General features: G+C 58.8%; 34 protein-coding genes and 1 pseudogene. 22 read left to right on the forward strand and 13 right to left on the reverse strand.

The annotated features are described in order from the left end of the window. Nucleotides 1-3 precede the first annotated feature (3 nt). A complete protein-coding gene (locus P7A97_RS08150; protein ID WP_277689431.1) occupies nt 4-726 on the reverse strand; it encodes a hypothetical protein in 723 nt (240 codons plus the stop codon). Further along, on the reverse strand, nt 710-1420 hold the full coding sequence (locus P7A97_RS08155; protein ID WP_277689432.1) for a hypothetical protein: 711 nt from the start codon (nt 1418-1420) through the stop codon (nt 710-712). The genes P7A97_RS08150 and P7A97_RS08155 overlap by 17 nt, the downstream gene beginning before the upstream one ends. Before the next feature lie 64 nt (nt 1421-1484). Between P7A97_RS08155 and P7A97_RS08160 the strand changes: the two genes are divergently transcribed. Together P7A97_RS08160 and P7A97_RS08165 are read left to right on the forward strand one after the other, a co-directional pair. Beyond that, nucleotides 1485-3635 (forward strand): helicase C-terminal domain-containing protein, encoded by a 2151-nt coding sequence (locus P7A97_RS08160; RefSeq protein WP_277689433.1) that lies wholly within the window; start codon nt 1485-1487, stop codon nt 3633-3635. 82 nt (nt 3636-3717) lie between these two features. After that, nucleotides 3718-4119 (forward strand): hypothetical protein, encoded by a 402-nt coding sequence (locus tag P7A97_RS08165; protein ID WP_277689434.1) that lies wholly within the window; start codon nt 3718-3720, stop codon nt 4117-4119. A 40-nt stretch (nt 4120-4159) separates the two neighbouring features. On the opposite strand, the gene P7A97_RS08170 is transcribed toward P7A97_RS08165, so the two are convergent. From P7A97_RS08170 to P7A97_RS08185, 4 genes are read right to left on the reverse strand one after another with little or no spacing between them, the layout of a single operon-like run. Then, nucleotides 4160-5080 (reverse strand): hypothetical protein, encoded by a 921-nt coding sequence (locus P7A97_RS08170; RefSeq protein WP_277689435.1) that lies wholly within the window; start codon nt 5078-5080, stop codon nt 4160-4162. A gap of 5 nt (nt 5081-5085) precedes the next feature. Next, entirely contained in the window at nt 5086-5535 is a 450-nt protein-coding gene (locus P7A97_RS08175) for a hypothetical protein (protein ID WP_277689436.1), read from the reverse strand. Nucleotides 5536-5550: 15 nt separating this feature from the next. After that, the gene (locus tag P7A97_RS08180) at nt 5551-6876 is read right to left on the reverse strand and encodes a type II toxin-antitoxin system HipA family toxin (protein ID WP_277689437.1); all 1326 of its coding nucleotides are present in this window, start codon (nt 6874-6876) and stop codon (nt 5551-5553) included. Further along, on the reverse strand, nt 6860-7273 hold the full coding sequence (locus P7A97_RS08185; protein WP_277689438.1) for a helix-turn-helix transcriptional regulator: 414 nt from the start codon (nt 7271-7273) through the stop codon (nt 6860-6862). Before P7A97_RS08185 ends, P7A97_RS08180 begins: the two co-directional genes overlap by 17 nt. Nucleotides 7274-7565: 292 nt before the next feature. On the opposite strand from P7A97_RS08185, the gene P7A97_RS08190 reads away from it, so the two are divergent. Further along, on the forward strand, nt 7566-7997 hold the full coding sequence (locus tag P7A97_RS08190; protein WP_277689439.1) for a hypothetical protein: 432 nt from the start codon (nt 7566-7568) through the stop codon (nt 7995-7997). A 201-nt stretch (nt 7998-8198) separates the two neighbouring features. Here the strand turns inward: P7A97_RS08190 and P7A97_RS08195 are convergent, their stop codons facing one another. Beyond that, entirely contained in the window at nt 8199-8348 is a 150-nt protein-coding gene (locus P7A97_RS08195; protein WP_277689440.1) for a hypothetical protein, read from the reverse strand. 214 nt (nt 8349-8562) lie between these two features. Between P7A97_RS08195 and P7A97_RS08200 the strand changes: the two genes are divergently transcribed. From P7A97_RS08200 to P7A97_RS08260, 13 genes and pseudogenes are all read left to right on the forward strand, one after another. Continuing rightward, nucleotides 8563-9075, forward strand: coding sequence for a hypothetical protein (locus P7A97_RS08200; RefSeq protein ID WP_277689441.1), 513 nt, complete (start codon nt 8563-8565; stop codon nt 9073-9075). After that, nucleotides 9068-9544 (forward strand): helix-turn-helix transcriptional regulator, encoded by a 477-nt coding sequence (locus P7A97_RS08205; RefSeq protein ID WP_277689442.1) that lies wholly within the window; start codon nt 9068-9070, stop codon nt 9542-9544. Before P7A97_RS08200 ends, P7A97_RS08205 begins: the two co-directional genes overlap by 8 nt. Then, nucleotides 9537-9713 (forward strand): hypothetical protein, encoded by a 177-nt coding sequence (locus P7A97_RS08210; protein ID WP_277689443.1) that lies wholly within the window; start codon nt 9537-9539, stop codon nt 9711-9713. Before P7A97_RS08205 ends, P7A97_RS08210 begins: the two co-directional genes overlap by 8 nt. 24 nt (nt 9714-9737) lie before the next feature. Continuing rightward, a complete protein-coding gene (locus tag P7A97_RS08215; protein ID WP_277689444.1) occupies nt 9738-9920 on the forward strand; it encodes a hypothetical protein in 183 nt (60 codons plus the stop codon). A gap of 29 nt (nt 9921-9949) precedes the next feature. After that, the gene (locus P7A97_RS08220) at nt 9950-10507 is read left to right on the forward strand and encodes a hypothetical protein (RefSeq protein WP_277689445.1); all 558 of its coding nucleotides are present in this window, start codon (nt 9950-9952) and stop codon (nt 10505-10507) included. A 495-nt stretch (nt 10508-11002) separates the two neighbouring features. Then, a pseudogene (locus P7A97_RS08225) lies at nt 11003-11203 on the forward strand (site-specific integrase); the annotation flags it as partial. A gap of 216 nt (nt 11204-11419) precedes the next feature. Continuing rightward, nucleotides 11420-11782 carry a hypothetical protein gene (locus P7A97_RS08230; protein WP_277689446.1) on the forward strand — a complete coding sequence of 121 codons (363 nt, stop codon included), beginning with the start codon at nt 11420-11422 and terminating at the stop codon, nt 11780-11782. Nucleotides 11783-11807: 25 nt separating this feature from the next. Next, complete coding sequence (locus P7A97_RS08235; protein ID WP_277689447.1) at nt 11808-12053, forward strand: hypothetical protein; 246 nt, start codon at nt 11808-11810, stop codon at nt 12051-12053. A 17-nt stretch (nt 12054-12070) separates the two neighbouring features. Further along, on the forward strand, nt 12071-12310 hold the full coding sequence (locus P7A97_RS08240) for a hypothetical protein (RefSeq protein WP_277689448.1): 240 nt from the start codon (nt 12071-12073) through the stop codon (nt 12308-12310). A gap of 93 nt (nt 12311-12403) precedes the next feature. Continuing rightward, complete coding sequence (locus P7A97_RS08245; RefSeq protein ID WP_277689449.1) at nt 12404-12601, forward strand: hypothetical protein; 198 nt, start codon at nt 12404-12406, stop codon at nt 12599-12601. A gap of 11 nt (nt 12602-12612) precedes the next feature. Beyond that, nucleotides 12613-12789: a hypothetical protein gene (locus tag P7A97_RS08250; protein WP_277689450.1), complete on the forward strand. Its 177-nt coding sequence runs from the start codon at nt 12613-12615 to the stop codon at nt 12787-12789. A gap of 15 nt (nt 12790-12804) precedes the next feature. Next, nucleotides 12805-13458 (forward strand): hypothetical protein, encoded by a 654-nt coding sequence (locus P7A97_RS08255; RefSeq protein WP_277689451.1) that lies wholly within the window; start codon nt 12805-12807, stop codon nt 13456-13458. A gap of 11 nt (nt 13459-13469) precedes the next feature. After that, nucleotides 13470-13703, forward strand: a complete 234-nt coding sequence (locus tag P7A97_RS08260; RefSeq protein ID WP_277689452.1) for an Arc family DNA-binding protein — start codon at nt 13470-13472, stop codon at nt 13701-13703. Between the two features lie 542 nt (nt 13704-14245). Here the strand turns inward: P7A97_RS08260 and P7A97_RS08265 are convergent. The 4 genes from P7A97_RS08265 to P7A97_RS08280 form a co-directional block, all read right to left on the reverse strand. Continuing rightward, nucleotides 14246-16930 carry a UvrD-helicase domain-containing protein gene (locus P7A97_RS08265; RefSeq protein WP_277689453.1) on the reverse strand — a complete coding sequence of 895 codons (2685 nt, stop codon included), beginning with the start codon at nt 16928-16930 and terminating at the stop codon, nt 14246-14248. Nucleotides 16931-17008: 78 nt separating this feature from the next. After that, entirely contained in the window at nt 17009-17326 is a 318-nt protein-coding gene (locus P7A97_RS08270; protein ID WP_277689454.1) for a hypothetical protein, read from the reverse strand. A 32-nt stretch (nt 17327-17358) separates the two neighbouring features. Beyond that, nucleotides 17359-17619: a hypothetical protein gene (locus P7A97_RS08275; protein WP_277689455.1), complete on the reverse strand. Its 261-nt coding sequence runs from the start codon at nt 17617-17619 to the stop codon at nt 17359-17361. Nucleotides 17620-17660: 41 nt separating this feature from the next. Beyond that, nucleotides 17661-18239 carry a cold shock domain-containing protein gene (locus tag P7A97_RS08280; protein ID WP_277689456.1) on the reverse strand — a complete coding sequence of 193 codons (579 nt, stop codon included), beginning with the start codon at nt 18237-18239 and terminating at the stop codon, nt 17661-17663. A 316-nt stretch (nt 18240-18555) separates the two neighbouring features. On the opposite strand from P7A97_RS08280, the gene P7A97_RS08285 reads away from it, so the two are divergent. Beyond that, nucleotides 18556-19833 carry a DUF5623 domain-containing protein gene (locus tag P7A97_RS08285; protein WP_277689457.1) on the forward strand — a complete coding sequence of 426 codons (1278 nt, stop codon included), beginning with the start codon at nt 18556-18558 and terminating at the stop codon, nt 19831-19833. A 34-nt stretch (nt 19834-19867) separates the two neighbouring features. Here the strand turns inward: P7A97_RS08285 and P7A97_RS08290 are convergent, their stop codons facing one another. Continuing rightward, entirely contained in the window at nt 19868-20218 is a 351-nt protein-coding gene (locus P7A97_RS08290; RefSeq protein WP_277689458.1) for a hypothetical protein, read from the reverse strand. A 298-nt stretch (nt 20219-20516) separates the two neighbouring features. Between P7A97_RS08290 and P7A97_RS08295 the strand changes: the two genes are divergently transcribed. The 4 genes from P7A97_RS08295 (at nt 20517) to P7A97_RS08310 (ending at nt 21983) form a co-directional block, all read left to right on the forward strand. Then, a complete protein-coding gene (locus tag P7A97_RS08295; RefSeq protein WP_277689459.1) occupies nt 20517-20768 on the forward strand; it encodes a hypothetical protein in 252 nt (83 codons plus the stop codon). Continuing rightward, a complete protein-coding gene (locus P7A97_RS08300; protein ID WP_277689460.1) occupies nt 20765-21406 on the forward strand; it encodes a DUF3841 domain-containing protein in 642 nt (213 codons plus the stop codon). Before P7A97_RS08295 ends, P7A97_RS08300 begins: the two co-directional genes overlap by 4 nt. Nucleotides 21407-21473: 67 nt before the next feature. After that, nucleotides 21474-21728 (forward strand): hypothetical protein, encoded by a 255-nt coding sequence (locus tag P7A97_RS08305; protein WP_277689461.1) that lies wholly within the window; start codon nt 21474-21476, stop codon nt 21726-21728. 33 nt (nt 21729-21761) lie between these two features. After that, on the forward strand, nt 21762-21983 hold the full coding sequence (locus tag P7A97_RS08310) for a hypothetical protein (protein ID WP_277689462.1): 222 nt from the start codon (nt 21762-21764) through the stop codon (nt 21981-21983). 79 nt (nt 21984-22062) lie between these two features. Here the strand turns inward: P7A97_RS08310 and P7A97_RS08315 are convergent, their stop codons facing one another. After that, nucleotides 22063-22908 (reverse strand): hypothetical protein, encoded by an 846-nt coding sequence (locus P7A97_RS08315; protein WP_277689463.1) that lies wholly within the window; start codon nt 22906-22908, stop codon nt 22063-22065. 668 nt (nt 22909-23576) lie between these two features. Between P7A97_RS08315 and P7A97_RS08320 the strand changes: the two genes are divergently transcribed. Further along, the gene (locus tag P7A97_RS08320; RefSeq protein WP_277689464.1) at nt 23577-23993 is read left to right on the forward strand and encodes a hypothetical protein; all 417 of its coding nucleotides are present in this window, start codon (nt 23577-23579) and stop codon (nt 23991-23993) included. The last annotated feature ends 7 nt before the right edge of the window (nt 23994-24000 follow it).

The raw sequence follows: 24000 nt of genomic DNA on the forward strand, positions 1-24000 counted from the left end.
CCCTTAAAGCTTCTCGATGATTTTGGCGGTGATGCATTCGGGCATTTCAGGCTGTGGGCGCTTTGAATGCATGACGTAGGCGAGTGCCCAACGCTCACCAGGTGTCAGGTTGAGCATGAAGTCTTGATCTGACTGGCTCAGCAGTTCTCGGCCGGCGGTAGTGAGAGAGCCGTGGTTCTGGTTGGCGGCCTTGCGATCCAGGAACAGTGGAGTGGTCCATTTCTTCAGGCCTTCGTTCATCGCATCGGATATCGCCAGGGCTTTGCGCACAGCCTCAGGCCGAACAGTGAACAGGTGATTCCCGTAACGAACACGGATGATCCGGTTGTCCAGGGTGATCGGTGTCCGCCAGCAGAGGTGCTGCATGGTCGAGGATGAGTGCATGACCAGAAATGGCGCCGGCGGGGGAGTGGTGAAGAGCCAGGCCTTGTTCGTGTCCTTGCTGATCTGGAAAACCCCGTCCAGGGTGATGAGCGCGTAGGAAAGCCCATTGAGCATGGCCTTCTTTCTGAGGATGACGCAGCGCCAGCAGATGCTTCGCGACGTGGCGGCAAGGCTGCGGGTGTCACTGAAGAATTGCCCGGCGTTCGACGGTGAGTAGAGGTCTCCTCGTGCGATCGGACGAGCGCAATGGCTGCAGGCTGTGGTCTCTTTACCCCAGCTCAACAGGCCGTTGTCCGGGCCGAGCTTGAACACCTGGTCTACGACATCACTCGGGTAGCGCATTGAAGGCCCCCGACAGTTGGTAGGTGGCATCGAAGTGGCCATTGCCCTTGCTCAGCATGTAGCCAGCAGTCCAGATGCCGCTAAACCAGGCGTGCACATCAAAAACAGCACCTTTCAATCCGAGGTGGGCGACCTGCGATCCTGGGTTCTGCTTTGCAGCAAAGGTTCCTTTGGCCCCCATGAATGCAACCTCCAGATTTGGCGGCAGCAGCACGCCAACGGCATCGGCCTGGCGCTGGATGGACCCCAGGAAAAGGCTTTCGATGTGACGCTTGCCAGCCTCGTCCGTCAGCAGCCGCGCAGCATGCTTTTCCTTCTTCTGCACAACCATGCGAGGAACTGTGTAACGCAACGCGTAGGGTCGAGGCTCAACCGCTAGGGACAGCTCCCGGGATCTCGACTTGATGATCTGCTCGGGCTTATGCCGGCAAAGGGCGGCATGAATCAGTGGGGCGGCATCATTGACGATGCAACTGCCAGCCTCGCCAAAACCAAGAAGGCAGAACCCGCCTTGGTACCGGCCGAATTGCACCGGCGGAAACTCAGTTTTCGAGATGCTGGTGCCGGGGATGTAGTTCATCAGCGTTGCAACCAGGGCAGGCTGAATTCCATTCATCAACTCCGCGACCATAGCTCGCGCTTGATCAGGGTAGATGCACTCGCCTAGATCGAAGAAGCACTGCAGAACTCGCATTAGGGTTACCTGTTGTTAATCTGTGCGTTAAATTAATAACACGTTTTAAAGTAGAGCAAGCCCTATGGAAGTAGTTCGAGTTGGCGCGGTGAATCCCCCTGCTGGAAATCGCAGCCAGTGGGCCAGAGATCAGTTATGCAGGGCGCTTGATCTGGACCTCGCCCCGTTGCCAGTCCCGATTCACGAGGTGGAGAGCTTCACGGCCACTATGAGCCCCGCGCTTAGCCTGCAGCTCAGAGATTTGGCCCTTAAGAGGGACCTAACTGTTCCTCGCCTGACGGCAGGGCTTCTTAAGGCTCTTGAGCAGCACCAGCAGGCAAGCCCTGGCGCCCAAGCAGAACCGACTGCCCATGAGCCGCTGATCATTGGGCAGGAGCATGTCCGGGACGTACTTCATCCCTTGCTTGAGAAGAGTGCTGCCGGGATGGAGGCGGGCAAGATTGTGTTTGCTGAGGCCGCAACGGGAACCGGCAAGGGCCGGATGATTGCCTCCCTGGCTGCCAATGCAGCTGCCAAGGGAGATACCGTGGTGATCAGTGCGCCACTGGCTGTTACCTGGCAGCTTGTCGAGGCTCTGAGCGCGATCCCTGAGGCATGCTCAGCCGGGATTACGATGTCACTTGGCCGACCCAACTTTGTATCGCCAGAGCGCGTCTCTGACTGGGCGTCGGACAATGGTCGCGAGAAGCTTCTGGAGTGGGTACAGGCCGGAGGAAAGCCCCTCACAAGCCGCACCATAGAGGCGAGCGCAGTGATTGATCACGAGCTTTGCTGGATGCTTGAGGATGCGCTGGCGCTGGCCGAGGACATGCCGGTCGATGCTCTGATGTTGTCCAGTGAGGACACTGATGATTGCCCGGCCCAGCAGCTCTACCGGTCGATGCGAGGCAATCACACCGAGGCGGGGATTGTCCTCTGCTCACACTTCATGTTGGCCAATCACGTTCGCTTAATGCACCTGCGAGGCCTGATCGAATCAGAGGAGGAGGAGGCTGCTTCCCTCTCTTTGCCGCAGACCATCGACACGCTCATCGTTGACGAAGCCCATTTGCTGGAACAGGCATTCGCCTCGATTTTTAGCCAAACCCTGCGAGTGAGGCCGTTACTTCGAGCTGTTGAGGGGCATGCGGCAAAAGGCAGAAAGGTCGCTCTTGCCGCCTTGAATGCGGTTGAGGATGCGATCGGTCGCGCCGTTCGCCAGTCTGAGAAGGCCTCAAGGGTAGGATGTCAGCTTGCTGATGTTCCAGAGGTCGAGGCCTCCCTGCGGACGGCGCTGACAGCCCTTGAAGGCATTAGCCTAAAAGCCATGGATAGCGGGCCGAAGATTGTCATCCGCTCAGCGATTCGAGCCATGAAAGATGCTTTGTCGGGCCGGACACGATTAAGCATGGAGCTGACCCCCATTCGTTACTACCCGATGCTGGTCTCCGGGCGGGCGAACCTTGGGTGGGCGCTTGAATCGCTCTGGAACTCATGTGTCGGTGCGACCCTGGTATCAGCCACGCTCTACTCCAGCGATGACAACCCGATGCTCACCAGGTGGAAGCTGGAGGTCCCGCCGGCTCGCGCCATGTACCTGCCCTCTGTTCATCCGGAATGGACTACTACCCCCGTGACCTACAGGCGGGCAAAGAACACCATTGCGCCTGAGGACAACACCCCTCAATGGGCCGACGAGACAAGCGAGCTGGTTCTGCAAGCGGCGGAACAGGCCGCCGGCGGCACCCTGGTGCTGTGCACCTCCTACCTGAACGCTGAGCAGCTGCGTGAGCGCCTGCAGGATAGGCTGGGTGAGCGGTTGGTGATTCAGTCTCGGTCTGCCAGTGCCTCGATGTGTGTTTCACAGTACAAGGCACTCTACCGAAGCGGGAAGCGACCAGTATGGGTTGGGCTTGGAGCTGCCTGGACCGGCATCGATCTGTCGGATGAACTGGTTGAAGCCGCAGATGATGCCATGCTGAGCGATCTCGTGATTACCCGGCTGCCTGTTGGCCTGAATAGGTCGCTCACGCACGAGCGGCGCCACGCCATTGCCGGCTTCAAGATCACGTCGCTAGAGGGGGCATGGGCCTTGCGGCAAGGCCTCGGCCGGCTTGTCCGGCGCCCAGGGGTGCAGGGGAAGAACTTGTGGGTGCTGGATGCGCGGCTCAGCAGTAAAGAGCCCTGGGTTGCCCCCTACAACAAGTTGCTTTCACGGTACCGGCTGGAGGCATGACCTTCTTGCCGGTGCTTCTTGCATGTCCGGCACCCTGTCTTAGGATCCTCTGCATCATTCCTTCTCTGATGCGGAGTTTCAGATGCTGGCGCTTGATTCGGTTGTAGCCCTGCTCGATGGCCTTGCTGGCGCAACCCTGGGGCCAGATCAGTTCTCTGCCGTGTGCCAGCTGGGCACCGCCACCACCGACAAAGCCAGCGGCTTGCTGGTGGGTACCTTGAAGACCGACCTCGGGGTGATGGAGTTGGCCATTTGCTGGGAGGCGTGGCCACAGGCCCGGCCTGAGCACGGCTGGATCGTTCGCGAAGCCCCGCACCGGAGCGGCGCCTTCACCCGCACCCCTGTTCCGGTGACTGACGATGGCGAGGCCCTGGATCCCTTTTCTGATGACCTCTCGGGGCTGGCCTATGACTTCTGGTCCTATCAGGACATTGACCGATGGATTGAGCTACACCTTTGGTGCTGGGGATTGTCGAGGGTGTGAAAGAGAGCCATGGGCAGAGGCTGTAGAGCTCTGCCGGGGCCTAGGTCTCTTCTTGATCGGCGTGTATCCATTCATGCGGGATGTAGAGAGTTACACCGTAAAACTCCCCAGCGATAACCGGTACTCCATCTGCGTTGTGCGGGCCTAGCGGCCTCACGGCGTGGACAATGTTGAATGGGGAGGAATGCTCCCCGTTCACTTCATTAAAACCGGGGTATCCTGCGATACCGTACGAGTTCCAAGCCTCGGACAAGTGGAAGCGCTCAATCTGGCCCGCTCCTACAGCGCCGGACGGGTAGATCAACTCACGACCTGCAGCGTGGATTGCCAGGTACTCCCCATCTGGGATCGTGAAGTCAATGAACGAGTCCTGCCCCCTGGTGCGGGTTAGCTCGGCCTTAAACTGCTTGTCGTCAAAGTAACTTCTGAGTTCGTATAGGCCATCGAGAGCCTTAATTCCTGGCGACTCATTGTTGACGATGCCTCGAAGGTGATACATGTCGCCTTCGTTATCCGACCCTGACCAGAATGCGCCTCTGTATAGAGCGCATGCGAGGAAGTCCAAGGCTCCTACGAAACGGGTCAAGTAGATGAAGCTGGATTTTTCCCAGAGGTAGGAACGAAGCGCATAGCTGCGGTGGCGGCCAAGCTCCAGTGCTCCGGCCTTGATCTCGTCCCCGATGTGACGGACATAGGTCATCATCCATGGAATGCTGTCCTTGCGCAGATAGAAAGGCTCTGCGGCAAGAATCCGCAGCGCCAGCTCGATGAACTCTTCTAGCGACTCAACGCGCTGCTCCTCGGCAAAGGCTTCATGGATGACTCGCTCTGGGTTCCGTCGAGTAGGCGAGGGCGCTGTCTCCAGCTTGTAAACCTGCAGCGGCTCAACCTCGCGCCACTCTCCGCTCATGCACTGATATCGCACGGTGCGTTCCTTCTCTGTCATCCCGGCGTTATCCATTCTGCTCATGCCTTCAACTGGCCCTGTTTCTGGCTTGCCTTCCCGATCCGCATCAGAATGTCGGTGTTCCTATGCAGGCGGCTGCGGATTCTGGCGATGTAGAAGGTCCCGATCGGAGTGGCGGCAAGCGACCACATGGCCGGGAGCAGAGTGATGGTCAAGACCAGCATTGTGGAAAAGGTTCCGCTCGCGAAAAGCATGGCTGACCAGCGCAGGCCGTTGTCCTTGATCTTGCGCAGGAACAGAAAGTAACAGGCGCCGATTGACCACACGTAGAGCATCGCCAGCATGCCGAGGGCGTCCGCGCTAAAGCGTTCATCCTGGGTGAAGCCCCAGATGAGTGAGGTCAGGGGCGTCATCGAGAGCAGGCCAATCGCGATGTCTGCTTTCATGACCTTTTTCCGGGTCGCCTCGACAAACTCCATGTCGACTTCTCTGCCGGGTTCGTTCTGCATGCTCATATTCACGCTTTATGCCTTCTCGACCGCCAGGTACAGGCGGTGGGACTTCTCGATATCGGTGGCGAGGGCGGGGTCGACCTTGGCCTCGTCGGCGAATTCGCGCCAGCGGCGTACAGCTGCAGCGACCTCCTCGATGACCTTCTTTGGATTGAACCGGGAAATCTGCTTGGCGACCTGCTGAAGGTCCTCAACAGTGAAGTCGTCCCGCTTGCCGTTGGCCGTCATCTGGTGCTTGCTTGTCCATTCGCCCTCAGGGTTATAAGACCAGCACACGTCATAGGCAGGGGCGAGCTTCCAGACGCCGTCCCTCCAGACCATGAACGAGATATTGCGGGTGTGGTCGTCCTGGTTGCGGGCGATGATGTTGAACACCATGCGGCGATACAGCTGGATTTGCTCGTCGCGGGTGAGCTCCAGGTCGCGGCAAACCATCAGTGCAGACTCGTAGCTGTACGTCCCCGGGGAGTTGTAGTCAGCTTCGTCCATGGCGCAGAGCGTCTGAACGTGGATCTTGTCGCCATCCTCCATGCGGTCAAACCGGCGCGTCATGAAGTGTGCACGCGGGCCTTCCTCCATCAGGCGGCATTCGGTCATATCCAGACCGGCAGCCTTGGCCATCAGGTGGTAAGCGTACTCAACTCGCCCGAAGCCTTTCGGGTCACCGAGTTCGCTGGCCTTGTCGCCAACGTCGAACTTCAACAGCCAGTAGCCGTAGCCCTCGGGAGCTGGGACCTGGCCAGAGCAGATCTCGCCTGTCTCGTCATTGATCGAGATGATCGCCTTGGCTCTGGCGCCGCCGGCGGAGGAGCCGATCTTGAACAATTGCTGCAGGGCTTCGTCGTCCTTGCCGGCAGCCGGGTCGATTTTGAGACCGTCGAGCTGTTCCTTGCGTTGGGAAAGTATCTTTCCTGCCAACTCGACCAGGGCATCAAGCTGGATCTTCTCGACCTTGTTGGCGGTCTTCACCGAAGCCGGCCTGTATTCCAGGGCACCCATACCGCGGCTACCGATATAAAGAAGTCGCTCAACCGGTGAGAAGGTTTTAGGGTCGCGGCCGGTCGAGGCCAGCCAGCTGTCGATCACCGCATTACCGAAGTCGTCGGGCAGGGAGTCGGACAGGCAGGGCGGGAGGCGTTTGAACGCCTTTTCAGCTAGGGTCGCGAACTCGTACACCTGGCCAGGCTCGGCCAGCATTGTCAGCGGTGCGATCTGGAGGCCGATGGTGCAGAAGGTTGGGTCGAATTCAAACGTACCCGTTGGTGCCGGCCGGGTTTCGTCCCAGAGCACGGTTCCCACCTTCTGGTCCCATATCCATACTTCAGCTGTCTTCGCCATCTTGGCTCCTGCGTGTCTTCTTCGGTATCAGTAGTGTTGAGCCTGGTGATCCCTTGCTCACATGGACCGCTGTGTTTCGGGCGGTGGCGCGGGCACTCCCGTAACCAACAGCCCTGATTCTGGTCAATGACTTCTTCGACTTAGCCACGGCAAGCGGGCTTACGGGCGGCGGCGTCATCAAGTGGGTCAGCAGGTCGAGGCTGCCCAGCGCCCGGAGGGTCGAGATAAGGGTCGCAATGGTGCCTTTGCCCTTTTCCAGCTTCTGCAGGGTTGGCGTGCTGATGCCGACCGAGTTCGCCAGGTCATCCTGGGTGATGTTCTTGCGCAGGCGACGCTCACGAATAGCCTGTCCTATCTGGACTGCGATAGCGTCGTCTGACATGCGCATTGTACGCATAACAGAAAGCTCCTTTTGTATTAGGTGCCTTGATAGCCTACAAGGAAAAGGAATGTTTGCTTTGCGGTGTAGTATACCCGCAGCAAGCTAGAACGGCCAATGCAAAGAAATATTTGTATACGAGGCTCTCTTGGCCTGCAAGGCAAAGATTCGTTTGTGTTGATATGGTGCGGAAATGGCTAGAAGGACGAGATTGCCGGATTGCAGTTTCTGCAATCGGTGAGAGGGTGGACTCATCGCGACCGGATGTGCGGTTGCAGCCGCCTAAACCACCTGATTACGGAGCCGCCCCATGAACACTGCAACCCAAATTCGTCTCGGCATGCGGAGCAGTACGTGCCCGGTCACCCACTCGCCATCGCCGAACGTAACGCGCAGCTTTGGGGCTGATTTCCACATCAGCTACAACCCGCGCAGTTCCGCGTACGGAAGCGATACCACGGCCATTGTTCTGCAGGAGCGGGTCTTCTTTGTGCTCAACGGTGATCATGCTGAGGCGCTGTGCACTGCATCGGCTGAGCATGGCGTTAAGGGCTGCATCGACTACTTCGCCGAGAACATCACTCGCGCAAACGACAAGAGTGAGCACCTGATGGCCGCCGGCCTGCACAGTGATCCCTTTAACCTATTGCCGACCACCCTGGAAGTCATCGGCCAGGAGGGCGTAGATCGCATTGCTGTAGCAGTACAGGCAGAGTTGTCGGCGGACCTGGGTCAAAGCTAGGTCCTTGAAGCGGCGATAACGCTATGCGTCAACACGCTACAATCCTTGGGGGCTGAGAGAAGTAGTCCGCTTCGGGCCATTAATAATGGGCGCTTAAACAACTGGATCACGCGTAAGGACTCGGAATGAATGGCCTATCAATAATTGGCTTAGCTATTTTGATTTTCATAGCCTCGCTCAAATTTGGAAGCGCTTTGCTCTTTATAGTTGCGCTTGCCGTTGGCTGGTTTGGAGCCATTCAATGCCCGCCGCCCAGAGGAGCGGATCGTGAGGGCTATCGCGGATGGCGAGCTGGCCATCGACGCCGGAGGTGACGGTTTTCTCTGGCAGCACGAGGATCTGCTTGTGCATTTTCAGAATGTCCGAACTGGACAAGAACTCAGAATCCAACAATGAGCCCGCCATGTGCGGGCTTTTTAATTTGTGGCGCAAGGTGCGAGAGGTCGATAGAAGCCGGTAGCAGACGGGCCCCAAAAATGGGCCGAATTAAGGTGTTGCATATTCGGAGAAGCGGGGAGAATGAATTCAACTCCCCGACTGAGCTACCCCCAACAGGGTTGATGCAATGACCGTTACCTGCGCCGACACCAAACCTTACCCTGCAGCCGATACCGGCTGCGGTGAAGGTGCGGGTACGACGGAGCGCATCAGCCGTGAGCAGCTACTTGCAGCACTGGTCACCGGTGGCAAGGATTTTCGCAGCTGGTGGCTCAAGTCGGGCGAGTTACTCACACAGCATGAAATCAGCGTCAAAGACCTGATGGAGGCTGCGTATATGGCCGGTACCGTCCGCGCTGGTGCTGCACCAGGGCAGTTGTCCGCTCCTCCCGTCCCTGCTGAGGGTCATTTTACGGGGGTGAAGCACTTCGACATCGAGCCCGAGGTGTTCAGCAATGCCGAGAACGGCGGTCGTTACGAGGTGATCGCCACTGCGATCGGTGAGGGTTCGTTCCAGAACGTTGAGATTTTGGTGTTCCGCTGCCTGGACACAGGCTTTTATCAGTTCCGGACACCGACCGAATTCGAGCAAGCCATGGTGCTGGCCGACTGCCCCAGCGGGGTCGTCAGCAGTGAGTGAGTCGCTGAATACCGCATCCACCATAAGCGGGTACTATTCCACCCGTTCGGTTGATTCGGGGTTCGCCATGGAGATAACACCATTCGGCCAGGCAGTTCGCTTGGCCCGGCTAAAGGTCCGCAAGCGTCTCAATGAGATGGCTGCGGCTATGGGGCTTTCAGATTCGTATCTGTCTGCCGTGGAGACCGGCCGCAAGCCGGTGAACGATGACGTGGTCAGCAGGGCTATCGAGTACCTCACCTCCCTGGACGGGAAGTTCGATGGTCGGGAACTGCGCGAAGCTGCTGACCTGACCCGGGGAACTGTCTCGATAGCGGGCCTGTGCCCCGAGGCCTCCGCCCTCATGGTCCAACTCTCACACCGATTCGCGGCCATGGGCCAAGAAGCGCAACTGGCCGAAGCCAAGCGGATCCAGCAGAAGCTGGGCATGGGTGAAGCCGCTCACAGGAGAACCGAAGCACATGTGTGACCAACCCAAGGCCCCGGTGATCGTGGCCCACATCACCTACATCGAGTGCCCGCACTGTGATACCCCGCAGCAAGGGTTCATCAACGACCCACGTGGCGGCAAGTTCACCTGTGAAGCCTGCCGGCAGGATTACCAGGTACCCGAAAACGCCGAAATTGACTTCGGCTGAGCCAATCCACCTGAAGGAATCACCGTGTCCAATTCGAACAAACCACTTCTGACCCAGTACCTGACCCCGGAAGAGGCGGCCCTGGTTGAGCACTTTCGCGCCCTGTCGCCAGATGACCAGGCCGGCGCTATGACCATGCTCGGCTCGATGGCTCAGGTCTTCCGCGTAAAGACACCTGACACGGCCCCCGGCCGCATGCTCCACTAAGCGCCCCTGATAACCCGGATCGGACATCCATGATGATGGATATGCAGTGCTCACACGCAGACAAGGCCGTTGGCTTTCTCCGCGAGATAGGCCTGTCCGTTGACATCGTGCCTGGGGCGACCGGATTCATCGAACACATTGCCATTGTCGAGGGCGGCCTGCAGGTCGACCCACGAGCACCCGCGTCCGGCCTGCTCCATGAAGCCGGCCACCTGGCCACTATCCCGACCAGGTTCAGGGGCTACATGAGCGGGAGCCTGGGCGCTGGCATGAAAAGGGCGTTTGAGGAGCTCGACCAGATGGGTCTTGAGCCTGATGACCCGCTTGCGCGGGCTATGGTGCAGTGCAGTGATCCAGAGGCGACAGCCTGGGCCTGGGCAGCCGGGAAGGCGCTCGACATCCCTGACGAAAAGATCGTGCAGGACCATGAGTACGAAGGGACTGGTGCCTGGATCCGTAAGTGCCTGGCCGCTCGCTCGTATCTGGGCATCAACGGCATGTCTCACGCTGGCTTTTGCGTCCTGCGGGCCACACCTTACCGGCCTCTGCCGGTGTACCCGGAGCTAGCGTTCTGGCTCCAGCCTTGAACCCTGAACCCGTTTAGCCCCTTTTGCCCGCTGATTGACGTACGGGACGGTGGTGACGCTGCCATTATCGCGGCTCATGATTGCGCCGTTTCGGTGTGGAGCGAATGGCCAGTTGCTGTCGACGATTGGTCTGGTGGGAATCCTCAGATTGAATAGCCCGTCTACGTCCGTTGAGATGTGAGGCGTGAGGTCAATGACGCCGGCCAAACGGTATTCGGGATTGAATGGCTCAGTACTGAACGCTAGTGCCAGAGGGTAGGTCTTGAATGCCGAGATCCAAAGCGGCTCGTGCTTGCCTCCAAACACCATGTGGTACAGGTCCGTCATCATCCCTTGGCGGTGGAAGGGATAGAGCCAGAGCAGGAATCGAAGTTCATCGTGCAGGCCAGCTTCGGGATCGAGCACAAACCTACGAAGTTGGCGAACTCTGTGGTGGCGACCGGATGTTTTGTCATCGAGCGCCAGCAAGTGGCCGGCTACCGCCCTCGCTACCTTCGGCTTTACCGGCAGGCTGGGATCAAGCTCGGCACCTCGCACAGTGGGCGGCGCTCCCTGGCTGCTCGCGTACTGGCTGCGACCGGCGATGTGGAGACGGTGCAGACCATCCTGGGCCACCAGCATCTGGATCACAGCAAGCCATACCTCAGCGTTGATCAGAACACCATACGCCGGGCATTCGAGCTGGCTTTGACTTAGGTTTCGCACCCTTACGGGGCGGGATTAAGGGGTTCCAAGCTACTGGAGTGTGGGAAAATGCTGGGACTTAGTTGGGATTTCGACCGTGGCCGTTATCCTCTGAGCATATTTCGCTGATCCACCTGATGACACGCTGGATTACGGCTGATCATGGCCTTGCGTTTCGGGCGACCCGTGAGACGCTGAACCCATAACGAATACCGAGGAAACCACCAGATGGCCACGAAGACCACCGGAGCTGAGCTGAGAGCGTTCTACAACGACGATGCCTATTGGCAGAAGTCGGATGACAGCAAGGGCGACGATATTTGGCACGAAGAGCTTGTGCTTGAGGTGAACGGGGTTGAGCAGTCCGATGACTACTCCATCAATGAAGACCTCAAAGATGAAGACCAAGTGAAGATCATGTACGGCCATGTGCTGTCCAGCCGCGACGACTTCGCTGATCGCAGCTTCGAGTCGTTCTTCAAGGCCTGGCGCAAGCAGCAAAATACGGTCTACCTCTCCGTCGCCGTACCGAAGGACAAACTGGACGCCGTGCGCGCTGCAATCCTCGCTGCCGGTGGCAGCGTCAAGTAACTGAGTTCGAGGATACCGACCTGCGATGAAAAAGCTAAAGCTCACTCAGGCCCAGCAGCGTGTAATGCACTGGCTCAGTCAGGGCTGGGGCGCTCGCGTGTCGAGCGGCGCTGCGGTTGAGGTCAACGGCGAGCGAGTCTGCAACGTCGATACCATGACCGTCCTGGTCCGCCTGGGGCTTGCTGAGCGCGAGTCCCGGCCTCCCTGCTGGATGGCAACAGCTGAGGGCCGAAAGCTGAGCCCCAACTACCGCCCCGACCAGGGCGAATGAAGTTCGAGGAAACCGACATGGAACAAGAGAACAAAGAGCAACAACCGAACGAGCCAGCGATTCACCGTGGTGAGTGGTTGGTTTTTGGCTTTGGCGCATTTGTTGTGAGTGGGCTTATTGCCCTGATGCTCCAACTGAAGATGCCTGATGCACCTATTTACCCGGTGATCTTGGGTGGCGCTCTGCTGATGATGTTCGGGTTTCTGCGCTCGGCAAAGCCCCGTGAAACTACTGGTAAAGACCAGCCTGAAAAGTAACGAGGAAAACGCCGCTGATCATCAGCCCGCCTCGTGCGGGCTTTGGCAGTACCAGGGTGCGGGTTTAACACCTTGAAATTTACGGAGAGCATAATGAAGAAGAAAGCGTATGGCTTGGGTGTATTTGGCTTCGGAATGGTTGCCGTTGGCCAGATGGCCCCTGGACAGTTGGATGACGCCCCTATAAGCGGCTGGCAGTTTGTTGTGGTCACTTTGCTTATGTGTGCGACCTTTTTTTGCGCCTACAAGTCCTTCGGCATGAAGGAGGATGTTGCGGACACTCCGAGTTAGTGGAAATCTCCATGGCTCTTGCCCGTAGCACGAATTTCATTGTCGGTAGCTCAGTGATCGGACTGCCGTTTCTGTGGTACGAGCACCCGATGGAAGTGCTCGGCCCGCAAATCTTCTATTCGCTGGCCGGATTGATATTGATCACCGCGCTCACTGGTTTTGCCCTCTGGGCAATCGACCGTGAATAGTTCAAGGAAACCGCGATGAAAGCCCAGATCTGGGAAAGAACCATAACTGAGGTTGAATGGCCGCCATTGCTGGCTTCCAAAGCGTTCATGGCGAATCTGATCAAAGCCATTGAAGACATGCTTGGCAAGAAGCTGCTGCCCGGAGAATCCTTGCTCATTAAGAACTGGCCGAAAGAGGCCCATGAAGCACTGCTGCCAATGCTGCCGGAGCGCCTCGCCGGCGGCTTTGATCTGTCGGCCTTCCGTGCCGATGGCTCATGCCCATATTTGGATGAGACAGAGGGTTTCAGGGTACTAACCGGCTATGAGGTTGCAGGTCCCGCAGGTTATGACGAAAGCCAATTGACGCCCTACGGAAGCTTCAAACAGCGCGGCCCCTATGCCGACATCGTCTCGATCTTACGCGTACCGCTACCCATTCGCCTTGACCGAACCCGTGCCCGTGTGCGGGTCGTGCCGGATGAAGGCGATCTAATTCTCATGGTCGGCCAATTTCGTTGTGGGCAAGCCTTACAACTAGAAAACGGCTCTTTTCGCGTCGAAGAAGAGGTCGACGGAGGTAAGACTACAGTGACGCTGGCCGATGGCGTGTCTCAGGATACTGCTGCTGATCTGCTGTTACAGATTGGCCGCCGCCAGGCCGTTGAATTGGCTCCCAGGGCTCAATAGGAAAACGCTGCATGTCTCGTTCTGACCCACAATTTAACTACCGGATTCCAGACCACCTGAAAGCACTACTGCTCGATTCGGCCAAGGCTAACAACCGCTCGATGACTGCCGAGCTGAATGCGATCCTCGAACGAACATTCACCCCCTCTCTACCGCAAGCGTGTGGCGAACAGGCTGACCTCAAGTCACTGGACAAAAAACTGAGTGCAATTTGTGCCCACTTGGGTATCGATGGCGAAATTTAAGAGAATCTGGGCTCAGCTGACCTTGCTGCTGAATAGAACGAGTTGATCGAGGTAACCTACGAACACGCATGCCGATCACGAGCCGTTCGCGGCGATCATTCAGCAGGGCCTCGCAGAGCGCTGCGCGAAGGGAGCGCTCGACAGGCATCCCGAGTACAACGCCCCGCTCTACGTTGTGAGCATGTGCCGGGAGTTGATCCGCGCTATCCACGATGCCGGCAATAGCACTGCAACGGTGGCCGAAGTCGTGCGCTTGGAAAGCACCTGCACTGGTGCTGATTACTGCCACAAACTCGCCATGCGCTGTCACAGCCTCGCGTTCAGCGCCGCAGCCTAGAAAAATATTACCGGTCATCGCCCTGGTCGCAGGGTTGGCCGGGGAGGGATCCGTGGCCTACCGCGGAGCAGCGTGGATCCTTACACCCATGGTTATTGCTTCCGGCGGGTGGTTTGTCGTGGCTCCCGCCCTTCGCTAGCGGGATTCGCCGCCGGATAGCCGGCACAAAGCCTTACCGGCGACTGCACACGATTTCACTCAGTAGTCAGGGGCGGCGGGTTGGTCTGGCCTTTTCCTTCCAAGTGCACTTGGGATAGTTGGTACAGCCGAAGAAGTCCCCGTAGCGGCCAGGAATCAGCTTGCGTAGGCCATCCTTGCAAGCCGGGCATGGCTCGGTACTGAGCGGCTCGCCATCACGACCCACGATCTGAAGCTCGTTCCTTTGCGCCAACTCGATCAGAAATGCAGATTGCCTGTTCTGGACCGTGAAGATGAAAACCCCGCGCCGCGCACGCGTCAGTGCGACGTAGAACAGCCTACGCTCCTCGGCGAATGGGAATTCCTCTGGTAGGGGCATCGCACACTGCAGTACCGGGTCGTCGGCGATCTCGCTGGGGAAGCCCTTCCGTCCTCTAATGACGTTCAGCATCAGCACGTAGTCGGCCTCAGTCCCCTTGCTGCTGTGCACCGTGTTGAAGCTGATATCGATGCCATGCCCACAGATCTGGGCGAGCTCGGGCATGTTGTCTGGGCGGTCACTGCGGTACCGGCCAAGCAGCATGATGGTCGGCTTTCGGGGCTGATCCCAAACGGAGTTGAGCTTGGCTGCTATGCGTGTGACGGTACCGGCCACCAGGCTGGAAAGATCATTGGGGTGCTTGGCCGCGAAGCACTGAATCGCCTTGCCGCTGACCGTTGATGCGGTCCTGACCTCTTTCGGGATCTGGATCGGGTTCTGCTGCACGAAGTTGCTGGAGACTCTGCAGATCTCCTCCGGACAACGAAATGTCTGGGTCAGCTTCAGTACGGTGCCGGAGCCATAGAACTGCTGGAAGTTGCGCATCACGCTCATGTCGGCGCCCGCAAATCTGTTGATGCTCTGGGCGTCGTCGCCAACTGCTGTGAGGAAGGTGTCAGGCCGCACGGTGATGGCCCGCAGTAACCGCGCTCTGGCCGCTGAGGCGTCCTGGTACTCATCAGCTATGACCAGCTTGTACGGTGACCGGTACCGGCCCGATTCGGCGTGCTCGATGGCCAGGTTGATCATGTCGTCGAAGTCGACGGTACCGGTTGCACTCAGCTCTGCCTGCCAGCGTTCGAGCACTTTGGCGTACAGGCTGATGATCAGCGGGCCGCGCACAGGGTCGACCTGGCTGGCACGAGTGCTGAGCTCTGCAGGCGAAAGCTGGTTGCCCTTGGCATGCTGCATGATGTTCCTGATGATCCGGGCGAGAGCCTCGAACTCCAGGGGAGGGCGCCCAGGCGGCTCTTTGCTGAAGTCGGGCTTCAGCGTGAGACCTCGGCTCTCCAGCGCCTCCTGCAGGGCCGGAAGCCCGGTACCGGCCACCAGGGTATGGCTGGTCGTCTCAAACAGTTCGGTACCGTGCTGCTGGTGCAGGGCCCGCTTCCACTCTACGCCCTCTGCATAGCCTTTGAACTCGCGAGGCGGGTTGCCGTTGGCATCCAGTGCAAAGTGCTCGTGGTACAGATCAATCTCTGGGTAGTAGAAATCCGGATGGTACTGGCTGTGTTGGGCGTCAGCTGTGTCGAATGCATAGGCCGGCTCGTACTGATAGTCCACGCCATGAAAGAACAGCCAGTCTGCAATTAGCTGCTCTTGCCGGCTCTTGACGGTTTCGCCGCGGCAGGTGATCAGTTCTTCATCTGTAGCGGATGTGCTGGCGCCTGAGGCGTTGCCGATCGGCTGGGCAAACACCCTACGGACCAGCATTAGGTTGGCATGGAAGGCCGGGTCTGATTTGCAGAGCTCGTTCATGATCTGCTCGACCTTGGCCAGGTCCTGGCCGCCTTCGAGCCATGCGGCTGGGCGGGGCTTGGCGCCGGTGGCTTCGCCGATCACCGAAAGCCCAAAACTGTGGAAAGTCCTGCAGGCAATCTGATCAGCGCCGGGGAAGGCCTTCAGACGCTTCTCCAGGCGCTCCTCCAACTCTTTGGCGGCATCGGCGTTGAATGCCAGCATGAGGATCTCGTCGGGCCGCACAAGCCCTGTGGCGATCGCATAGGCCGCCTTCGCAACCATTGTGGCGGTCTTGCCCGAGCCAGCTGCAGCAACCAGAAGTAACTTCGAATCGAAGCAGATCACGGCCAGCCGCTGCTCCAGGGTGAGCGGAGTGGACTCAAGCGTGTCGAACAGCGCGAGGTTCTTCTGCTCCTCAAACAGCGCCTCATTGAGCCTGGAAAGCGCCAGCGCGAGGCCGGCGGCGGGGCGTGGAGGAGGAGAGGGTAGGATGCTCGGAAACGCCTCACTGGCGCCCTTGATTGCCGGGTGGGACGCGACGGCGTCAACACTCAGTCCACAAGGCAGGTCTGCAGGTGGGTTTGTCTTGGCCAGGTGTTCGCCCATCCAGGATGGGTGCCAGCGATTCGGTAGCTGGCGGGAAACCTTGCTCGCCCATTTGCCGTACAGCTCAAGTGCTTGCTTGCCGGCTGTGGCGACCACTTTGTGTTGAAGGGCCTGGAAGGCACTGTGCCACCGGCCACCCTCTGTTTTGTCTATGCCATCAAGCTTGTGGCGTTCCCCGTCCAGGGTTTGGATAGTCAGCTCGGCCCACACGATCCCCGGCACCAGTTTGGCGGCGCCAATGTTGAGTAACGGCCAAGCAGACTCGTTCCCGTCGAGGATAAGCGTCAGGGTGTCGTCTGAAACGTAGGCTGTGAATCGGGGCGTGCGGGTGAGCTTTGCACCCATGAAGCTGTTCTTGAGGATCACGACGATGGCTGCTCGAACTTCCTGATAGCACAGAGAACATAGCCCGCCGGGGCGGGCAGTAGGAACACTCTGTCTGATTTACGCCGGGACGGCGCCAGGCTGGCAGGCGCTGGTGCCGGTGCCGGCGGAAACCGTTTCGCCGAATCGCTCAGAGGTAGAGAAGAGGGCTTTGCCGGGGTTCGACTTCTTCACGTAGTCGTAGATGGTCGCCTCGACGTGTGTCATGAGGTCGCCGTTGTCCGCCACAAGGCCAAGCTTTCGAAGGTCGCGCACCAGGTTGTCACAGGTCTCTCCTAGCACCGCGGCAAGATCCTTAGCTTGCTCGTGCGCACCGGCTGGGGCTTCTTGGGCGCAGGCCTTGAAGTTGCGCAGTGCCTTGTTCAGTTCGTCGCTCATGTTCTCGTCCTTGGATCCACGTTGCTGACTGTTCAGAGCTTTGCCGAGCGAAGCAGCGCCACTGCTTCCCACTCAGCTGCTTTGGCGAAACACCTGGCGGCCACTTCGGAGTTGCCATTGGCTTCCTCAGCGATGGCTAGCGCCCGCCATTTCTCGGCTCTCTTTTCGGCTGCCTCGGGCGTGTTCTCGTAGGCCAGCGCCAGAACGTATGGGATCAGGAGCAGCAATACGAGGGCTGCGCCAATCCATAGGTTTTCTACAACCATGCTTCCAAGCTGAGCAGTAGAAATCATCTGCCAGTCCTCCTTCGGTACCCGGGAAGGGTGAGTTCTGATTAGCCGCGCTTTTGGCGCGAGATGACTACAGCGACGCCCGTAAGCTGGGTCACCGTGCGGTATTTGGTCATGCTGGCCGGGCTGTAGAAGAACTTGCCCCAGGTAGGTCTGAGGATCATGCCGATTATGTTCAACAAGAGGTCGAAGAATCCAAACATGCTGAAGCTCGATTCGATGTACTGGTGCTCATGAGTGATGAGCACCGCATTCCCGCCGACCCGTGAAGACGCCGAGAGCAGCGAGTTACGGGCGTTGGCGAATCCCTTCTCAGCCGAGGTCACTTCACAAATTTCCCGCTCGACAGTGAAGCCGCCGGGGAAGTAACCGTCTTGGCTGTACATGACCTTGTTGGGGTACTCCATCTGCACCGGGTATGGTTCGCCGGCTTTGATCAGGATGATCTTCTCGGCCTGCACACCCTTGGGAGTTTGCTTGGGTCGAAACTCTACGAAATCATTTACGGACGGGGAGTGACCTGGCTGCAGGAACTTGCGATGGAAAAAGACGGAGTCGCCGTCCTCAGTGCGGATGAAACCGAAACCCTTGTCCTCGATGTACTTGTGGATCGTACCCTTCATGCGCTGGCCCGTATGGTTCGTCTCAAGTGGGGCAGCGTCGTATGCATGCCCTGATTTGCAACCATGATTCCATGGCGAAAAGCGTGTCAGCAGGTCAGTTAGGCCTTTTTTTGGGGGCAAATCGGGGCGTCGTCGTTTGGGCTTGAGGCCGGCATCAGACTGTTGTTAGCATGGTCTGGCGCTCAGGCAGGCGCATGACACCCGTTTTTAAAGCTGGCAACGGCACTGCCTTTTGAACTGATGACCGACTGTGACTCTGATCGGTCCGTATGTAGCGGAAACGGGTGACGCTGCGCAGCTGGGCCGGGAGACCGTCATGGTTATCAACGCCACACCTCCGTCCTCCGTGGGCGGCATTCAGCGCCTTGCCAAGTCCATCAAGCGTGAACTTGGGATTCCTCACACCAAAGCACTTGATGAGGCTGCCCGCCAGGCCGGCTTCAGTAACTTCCTGCACGCCAAACGCCAAATCAGCTCCGCGCCGGTCGCGTCCTTTCCGGTTTTCCTCACGGCCTACTGGTACGTGAAGGGCAGCGTTCCCCAGCGTGCGGGGCGCGAAACCGTCTCGATCACCTTGTCTCGCCCCTTGACCGACTTGCTCACTGCCAGGCAGGTCCCGGCTTGCCGCAATCTTTCTGGCTTCAAGATGGAGTTTGCCGACCACTTGGAGCTTGTGGGCGACCTGGTCGACAAGGAACGTGCATTGGAGGCTCTCGAAGGCGTTGCCAGGACTCTGCGCTTTGTTGACGCAACGGGGCTCATTCCTGCCTATACCCAGCCCCTGCGCGGCGCTATGCGCATCGCTGGTGCTCTTCCCAGCAAGGACCATTCCTCGTGGTGGGTTGAGCCTTCCACGAAGGAGTGGCTGGTGATCGATGAGCCCTATGGGAAGCGCGAGGGCAAAGACCGTACTGATTGGCTGCGTGACAATGGCTTGTTCAGCGTAGCCCCGGCTTGGGAGGGGCTCTATTTCCCCGGCAGCTGTATTCCCTACCTGGTCGGCCCGAGCCAGGACCTTCTCGCCAAGGTTCAGGCCCAGGTCGAATCTCTATCAGGAAAGCCAAGCGGGGTGGTGCCAGTGGCCTCCGATCGCTACTTCAGCCAGTTCACCAGTCCGGCGCGGGCTGAAAGCGGGAAGAAGCGCCGCTCCCGGCCTTCCCGGTCCTACGGTGACCACAATGGCGCCTCGCCCTACGGCGGCGGGCCAGGTGTTCGCTCGCAGTGGAAGCCCACCAGTCCAATGCCGCTGGCCACGCACACCAGCATTGGCCCTGTGCTTCACAAGCTCTGTAACAGCTCCCAGCAGTCCACGGGTATCACCCAGCGTGTTTACGAAAAGCTCAACAGGGCGCGCTCCACACTTGAGGACTGGGCCTTCATCGAGCACCGCAATGAGATTACCCGCGAGGATGAGGAGAAGCTGTACTACGGCCCTGGTGTTGCCGGGTACTCGACGCCTGATGAATTCCGCGAGGCTATCGAGTTTGTCCGTAACGGAGTCCTCAACGGCTATCAGGACTGCAAGCCGCGGCGGGACATGCTGGCGCTGCTCGATGGCGCCCTGAGCCAGGGAGCTCCTAAGGCGGGCAAGTAGGGAGCTCAGCCTTCAGTCGGGGTTATGCAGGCGACTAGCTGACCTCGATTGCGCTTTCCCAACTCCATGAGAGGCTGCCTCTGAACGAATCAGGGGTAGCCCACCAATGCCATTCAAGAGAAAGCCAGGACTCGGGCGTTACAACGAATCCCGCTCCGCCTGGTACGAAGCCTATCGAATAGCGCGTGTCGCCATCGGTGCTGGCCGGAAGCCTGATCACACCCAGGATGGGGTGCGTTGGAAGGCACAGCTCATCGTGGCCTATGAGCGTGAGGGGCAGGGTGACCAGTTGCTCCTCGATGCCCGCACCAAGTTGGGCATGCAGCGTCTGACAGATGAGATACTCCGCGACATAGCCAGCAAAGGTTGATTCAGTGGGATCCACACCATTACACCGGCGGCCGGGAGTCACCGTCGAGCAGCTGAGGGATAAGCGCAATGCACTCATTGCCAAGCTACATGCCCCTGAGCATGCAGATGGCGTTATTACGCGTGAATACGGTGACCATGACCCCCGTATTGCGCCTTTTCCGGTCTGTACTTGTGGTGCGCCAGGGGTCCTTGAACGTCTCGAAGGCGGCAAGTGGCTCGCTCGTTGTTCCAGTTGTGAAAAGCGTATCCGCGACCCACAGAAGCACGATTGGGAAGCCTGTCTACAGTGGTGCCTACTGAACCTTGAGCAGATGGACTATCAGAATCTGCCGCTGTTCGGTCTGAATGGCCTTGATCGGCAGGCCGCAAAGGTTCGCTTAACCTCGATCTATGACGACTTGCTCCTCCGGAGCCAAATCGCGACCCTCGACCTTTCTCTCAATCAGCGTACCCGCGAGCACCCGGCCCCTGGGCGGGACTTCTACGAGAAGATGTGTGCCTACCGCGACTGGGCAAAGTTCGCTCTGCGGCTGATCAAGGTCGCCAAGAAGGAAGAGCCATGACCACCGGAGCCATTCACCCAGCCATTCAGTGGCGGGAGCGATTTACCCAAGGCGCCAAGGTGCAGGCCTGGATCATCATTGAGGCCGAAGCCTGGGCTCAGCTGCAGGTTGCAGGGGAACTGGTATGCCCTGAGTCCTTTGCCGCTCCAGGTGAGGAGTTCCAGACCGCCTACAGCTGGATGAGGCAGCAGATGACCGCTGCCGGCGTCCTGCCACCGGGTGAAGGCCTCAGTCCATGGTGGGTGTGGGTGCAGCGGGCCGGTGGCCATTCAGCCCCATACCTCGAAGATCTTGCTGGTGTCAGGGCCCCGGTGGTCCTGGAGCTGGCGCTGCCAGCTTCCGACCTGGTTCTGTCCTGCTTCGATGCTTGGCATGCGGTGCTAAACCGCTGGTTTCTTTACCAGGACCAGGCAGAGAGCGACGAATTCGAAGCCTTGGAGGCAGCAGGCTCTCCAGATGCAGAATCACGGCTGCGGCATTCCTGGTTGAATGTGTTCGACCTGGGCCATCTGTACGGTGATGCTACGCCGCTATCCGCTCGGTCGGTGCAGGGTTGCATCTGGGCCTTACGGTTGGATCAGGTGACTCGGGTAGTCTCGCATTCAGAGCTAGAAACGACCGACGATGAGCCGGATTAGCAGCAGGTTGCTTTACTGCAGCCGTCTGGGATCATGACGATTCTTAACCCCTCCGAGAGGATGCGTCATGGCGCTTAATCAAGCCCAACAAGCTCACGTAAATGGCGCATTTCCAGAGTGCCGTTCGAAGATCGCCAAATACCTCGAAGAGAACGCAGAGGTTGTCGTATACCGCCAGAACGAGTGCGGTAGCGATGTCGAGCCCTATGCTGTGGCCCCCAAGGTAGAACATGACTTTTGGCTGGGCTGCTGGGACACGCCGGAATTGGCCGCGGCGCAAGCATGCGTACTGGGCCTGAGAGTGGTCGAAGTTACACCCTGATGTATGACATCAATTCACGAAGGAAAAGAAGTAATGGCTTGTACTGTTGAAATCAACCAACCCAACCAGATGATCATCGTTAACGGTGTTTCCATCAACGCCCCATTCGAGGAGTCGAGCATCGAAAGCGGGCACCCAGATGGCCCTGTCCTCCGGCATGGTGCAGTCAAAGCGGTGATCACCCAGGCAGATGCAGACAAGTTGATTGCCGCAGGCGTTGTTGACCGCCGCAGTAGTTCTACTGGCACAATCTGAATTGCGGGTTTGGTACGAAACGTCCACTGCCCACGATCAGTCCGCAGGAGGGTAGGGCTTTCCTGTTGGCAGCGCGGCTTCAGCCGCGCTGGTCCTTCTTCTCGGGCTCCCGCCAAGGCGAGCTCACCTTCCCCAGCGCCAGCTCCATTCTGCAGAGCTTTTCTACGTTCATTTCCTCGAACCCGGGTACCGGGTGCTGAAGGCAGTACTGGTACCGACCGTACAGCAGCGATCGATCAAGGCTGGCTGCCAGGGCGCTATACGCCGCCTCTACGTGTTTGGTCTGCATAGGGCGCAAGTTCAGGGCTGCGGCCGGAATCGCGTATGTGCCATCAACCAAACGGGCGTCCAGGTCCTTCGGTACCGCGCCGCTCATCAGGCTGACCGTCGCTTCTCCAGCCCCCACGTCCTCGGAAAAGTCCTTGAGGGCGAAGAAAGATTTACCGGTGACCACCTCCAGGGTGTGCACCTTGTGGAGCAGTGCTGCAACGCGCTTGTCCTCGTCGTCATCGGTGGAAAGCGCTATGGGGCTGCTTGCGCCGGTCCTCTCGAATAGGGCCTCCAGGGACCCGTCCCGCTTGGATGTAGCGATCCAGGCATCAAGGACAGGCAGGGTCATCTCAGCTCTGCGCTTCGGGTCGACCTCGGCCACGTAACTCTGCAGCAGGCCCCTGAGCCTTTTATCGAGCACCGCAGCTTGGCGCAGATCCCTGAGATAGCCCTGGCCTCGAAGCTCTGGGAGCTCAATGAGTGAGTCGGGAATCTCGACGGGCTTCAGTGCCGCACGAAAAGCAGCCAGGTCAGCAGCTTGCTGGGCTTCAGAGGTTTCAATGGTGTTGCGGTTCCACACCTCGGTGTAGCCGAAGAAACCGAAAACGGTGGCTCCAAGCAGAGCCATGAGGGCGGATTTACGGGTCAGAAGCATGCAGGACCTCCGGTGTCCTAACTGAACATTCTCATTGGAAACCGAGTTTATAGAGTCGCCCTGGGCGAATCCAAGAAATCACCAGGATGTGGGGTTGCATTACCGGCGGCCTGTGGAGAATAGAGATCAAAGGGAGCCAACAAGCGCAATCACGCCCGCCAGGCCCCGCCAGATTTCAGACGACCAGAAGGTGGCCACGACCATAACAGTGGGGCCAAAGGCACTTGCCGGCGGCCTGGAAGCACGAAAGTGCTTTCGCGGGGTGCGCAGAGTGTGCCCCGGGCCATAAGCTCCACCGGCCCGCAAAACAGCTGCAGGTGATGATGGCTCTGCGGATTGCTCCACTGAGTAGGCTCTGCCGAAAGGGGAAGGACTTTCCAACTCCACCGCCAATGGCGGTCCTTCCTGGGAACAGGAAGTCTCCCCGGTAGGGGCGAGGGGCCAGGCAAAACCCGCTGCCCACGTGACGGGCACAGAATCCCAAGACCCGGCCCCGTGCCGGGTTTTCTGTTTCTGCAGCCAGCCGGGGTTTCGCCCGAGGGTTGCATATCAGCGATCAGTGAGAAATTGGTCACCGTTAATTGCGAAACGGCCCATCGCTCAGTGAGAGGTTGGCCAGCGCTTGATGAGAATTTGCGGACTGCAGTACACCTTCCAGGAGCCCAGCAATGACGCTGAAAACCTACGATCTGAGTAAACCTCAGCAAGCCACTGAAGCACTGGCGCTGGCTATCCCGACCATGAAGGATGGCTTTACTGTCCGCACCGGCGCCGGTGATCTGGTAGTTCCGGAGGAGGACGCCATTCTGCTGATGCAGACTCTGGCGCACCTGGTGGGCCTGCGAGTGGCTGGGCCATCGGCTCAGCCGGTACCCAAGAAGCTTTACCTGGTAGGGACTGGGTTCTCTTGCGGCTCGGCCGAGAACGTCACAGTGGCCGGCATGAGCGCTGCATTTGAGCTCGCTGAGCGTAACTCCAAGCTGCCGGATGTAGTGGAGTCCAGCGTGTGGCTCGGCTGGTGCCCTCTGCGCACCTACAAGAACGGTGTCGTAGCCCGGGAGTTCGACGGCTCGCCGGCGTACTAGGGGGAGC

The sequence above is a fragment of the Pseudomonas sp. GOM6 genome (genome assembly GCF_029537485.1).
Taxonomy (GTDB): Bacteria; Pseudomonadota; Gammaproteobacteria; order Pseudomonadales; family Pseudomonadaceae; genus Aquipseudomonas.

What these genes read in the sequence shown, in the direction of transcription:
- P7A97_RS08240 (WP_277689448.1), top strand. Translation starts at nt 12,071, where the DNA reads ATGGAACAAGAGAACAAAGAGCAACAACCGAACGAGCCAGCGATTCAC.
- P7A97_RS08220 (WP_277689445.1), top strand. Translation starts at nt 9,950, where the DNA reads ATGATGATGGATATGCAGTGCTCACACGCAGACAAGGCCGTTGGCTTT.
- P7A97_RS08310 (WP_277689462.1), top strand. Translation starts at nt 21,762, where the DNA reads ATGGCTTGTACTGTTGAAATCAACCAACCCAACCAGATGATCATCGTT.
- P7A97_RS08230 (WP_277689446.1), top strand. Translation starts at nt 11,420, where the DNA reads ATGGCCACGAAGACCACCGGAGCTGAGCTGAGAGCGTTCTACAACGAC.
- P7A97_RS08315 (WP_277689463.1), bottom strand. Translation starts at nt 22,908, where the DNA reads ATGCTTCTGACCCGTAAATCCGCCCTCATGGCTCTGCTTGGAGCCACC.
- P7A97_RS08320 (WP_277689464.1), top strand. Translation starts at nt 23,577, where the DNA reads ATGACGCTGAAAACCTACGATCTGAGTAAACCTCAGCAAGCCACTGAA.
- P7A97_RS08210 (WP_277689443.1), top strand. Translation starts at nt 9,537, where the DNA reads ATGTGTGACCAACCCAAGGCCCCGGTGATCGTGGCCCACATCACCTAC.
- P7A97_RS08300 (WP_277689460.1), top strand. Translation starts at nt 20,765, where the DNA reads ATGACCACCGGAGCCATTCACCCAGCCATTCAGTGGCGGGAGCGATTT.
- P7A97_RS08270 (WP_277689454.1), bottom strand. Translation starts at nt 17,326, where the DNA reads ATGAGCGACGAACTGAACAAGGCACTGCGCAACTTCAAGGCCTGCGCC.
- P7A97_RS08295 (WP_277689459.1), top strand. Translation starts at nt 20,517, where the DNA reads ATGGACTATCAGAATCTGCCGCTGTTCGGTCTGAATGGCCTTGATCGG.
- P7A97_RS08275 (WP_277689455.1), bottom strand. Translation starts at nt 17,619, where the DNA reads ATGATTTCTACTGCTCAGCTTGGAAGCATGGTTGTAGAAAACCTATGG.
- P7A97_RS08255 (WP_277689451.1), top strand. Translation starts at nt 12,805, where the DNA reads ATGAAAGCCCAGATCTGGGAAAGAACCATAACTGAGGTTGAATGGCCG.
- P7A97_RS08245 (WP_277689449.1), top strand. Translation starts at nt 12,404, where the DNA reads ATGAAGAAGAAAGCGTATGGCTTGGGTGTATTTGGCTTCGGAATGGTT.
- P7A97_RS08160 (WP_277689433.1), top strand. Translation starts at nt 1,485, where the DNA reads ATGGAAGTAGTTCGAGTTGGCGCGGTGAATCCCCCTGCTGGAAATCGC.
- P7A97_RS08180 (WP_277689437.1), bottom strand. Translation starts at nt 6,876, where the DNA reads ATGGCGAAGACAGCTGAAGTATGGATATGGGACCAGAAGGTGGGAACC.
- P7A97_RS08175 (WP_277689436.1), bottom strand. Translation starts at nt 5,535, where the DNA reads ATGCAGAACGAACCCGGCAGAGAAGTCGACATGGAGTTTGTCGAGGCG.
- P7A97_RS08260 (WP_277689452.1), top strand. Translation starts at nt 13,470, where the DNA reads ATGTCTCGTTCTGACCCACAATTTAACTACCGGATTCCAGACCACCTG.
- P7A97_RS08190 (WP_277689439.1), top strand. Translation starts at nt 7,566, where the DNA reads ATGAACACTGCAACCCAAATTCGTCTCGGCATGCGGAGCAGTACGTGC.
- P7A97_RS08285 (WP_277689457.1), top strand. Translation starts at nt 18,556, where the DNA reads ATGGTTATCAACGCCACACCTCCGTCCTCCGTGGGCGGCATTCAGCGC.
- P7A97_RS08150 (WP_277689431.1), bottom strand. Translation starts at nt 726, where the DNA reads ATGCGCTACCCGAGTGATGTCGTAGACCAGGTGTTCAAGCTCGGCCCG.
- P7A97_RS08195 (WP_277689440.1), bottom strand. Translation starts at nt 8,348, where the DNA reads ATGCACAAGCAGATCCTCGTGCTGCCAGAGAAAACCGTCACCTCCGGC.
- P7A97_RS08200 (WP_277689441.1), top strand. Translation starts at nt 8,563, where the DNA reads ATGACCGTTACCTGCGCCGACACCAAACCTTACCCTGCAGCCGATACC.
- P7A97_RS08250 (WP_277689450.1), top strand. Translation starts at nt 12,613, where the DNA reads ATGGCTCTTGCCCGTAGCACGAATTTCATTGTCGGTAGCTCAGTGATC.
- P7A97_RS08280 (WP_277689456.1), bottom strand. Translation starts at nt 18,239, where the DNA reads ATGAAGGGTACGATCCACAAGTACATCGAGGACAAGGGTTTCGGTTTC.
- P7A97_RS08170 (WP_277689435.1), bottom strand. Translation starts at nt 5,080, where the DNA reads ATGGATAACGCCGGGATGACAGAGAAGGAACGCACCGTGCGATATCAG.
- P7A97_RS08305 (WP_277689461.1), top strand. Translation starts at nt 21,474, where the DNA reads ATGGCGCTTAATCAAGCCCAACAAGCTCACGTAAATGGCGCATTTCCA.
- P7A97_RS08165 (WP_277689434.1), top strand. Translation starts at nt 3,718, where the DNA reads ATGCTGGCGCTTGATTCGGTTGTAGCCCTGCTCGATGGCCTTGCTGGC.
- P7A97_RS08155 (WP_277689432.1), bottom strand. Translation starts at nt 1,420, where the DNA reads ATGCGAGTTCTGCAGTGCTTCTTCGATCTAGGCGAGTGCATCTACCCT.
- P7A97_RS08235 (WP_277689447.1), top strand. Translation starts at nt 11,808, where the DNA reads ATGAAAAAGCTAAAGCTCACTCAGGCCCAGCAGCGTGTAATGCACTGG.
- P7A97_RS08185 (WP_277689438.1), bottom strand. Translation starts at nt 7,273, where the DNA reads ATGCGTACAATGCGCATGTCAGACGACGCTATCGCAGTCCAGATAGGA.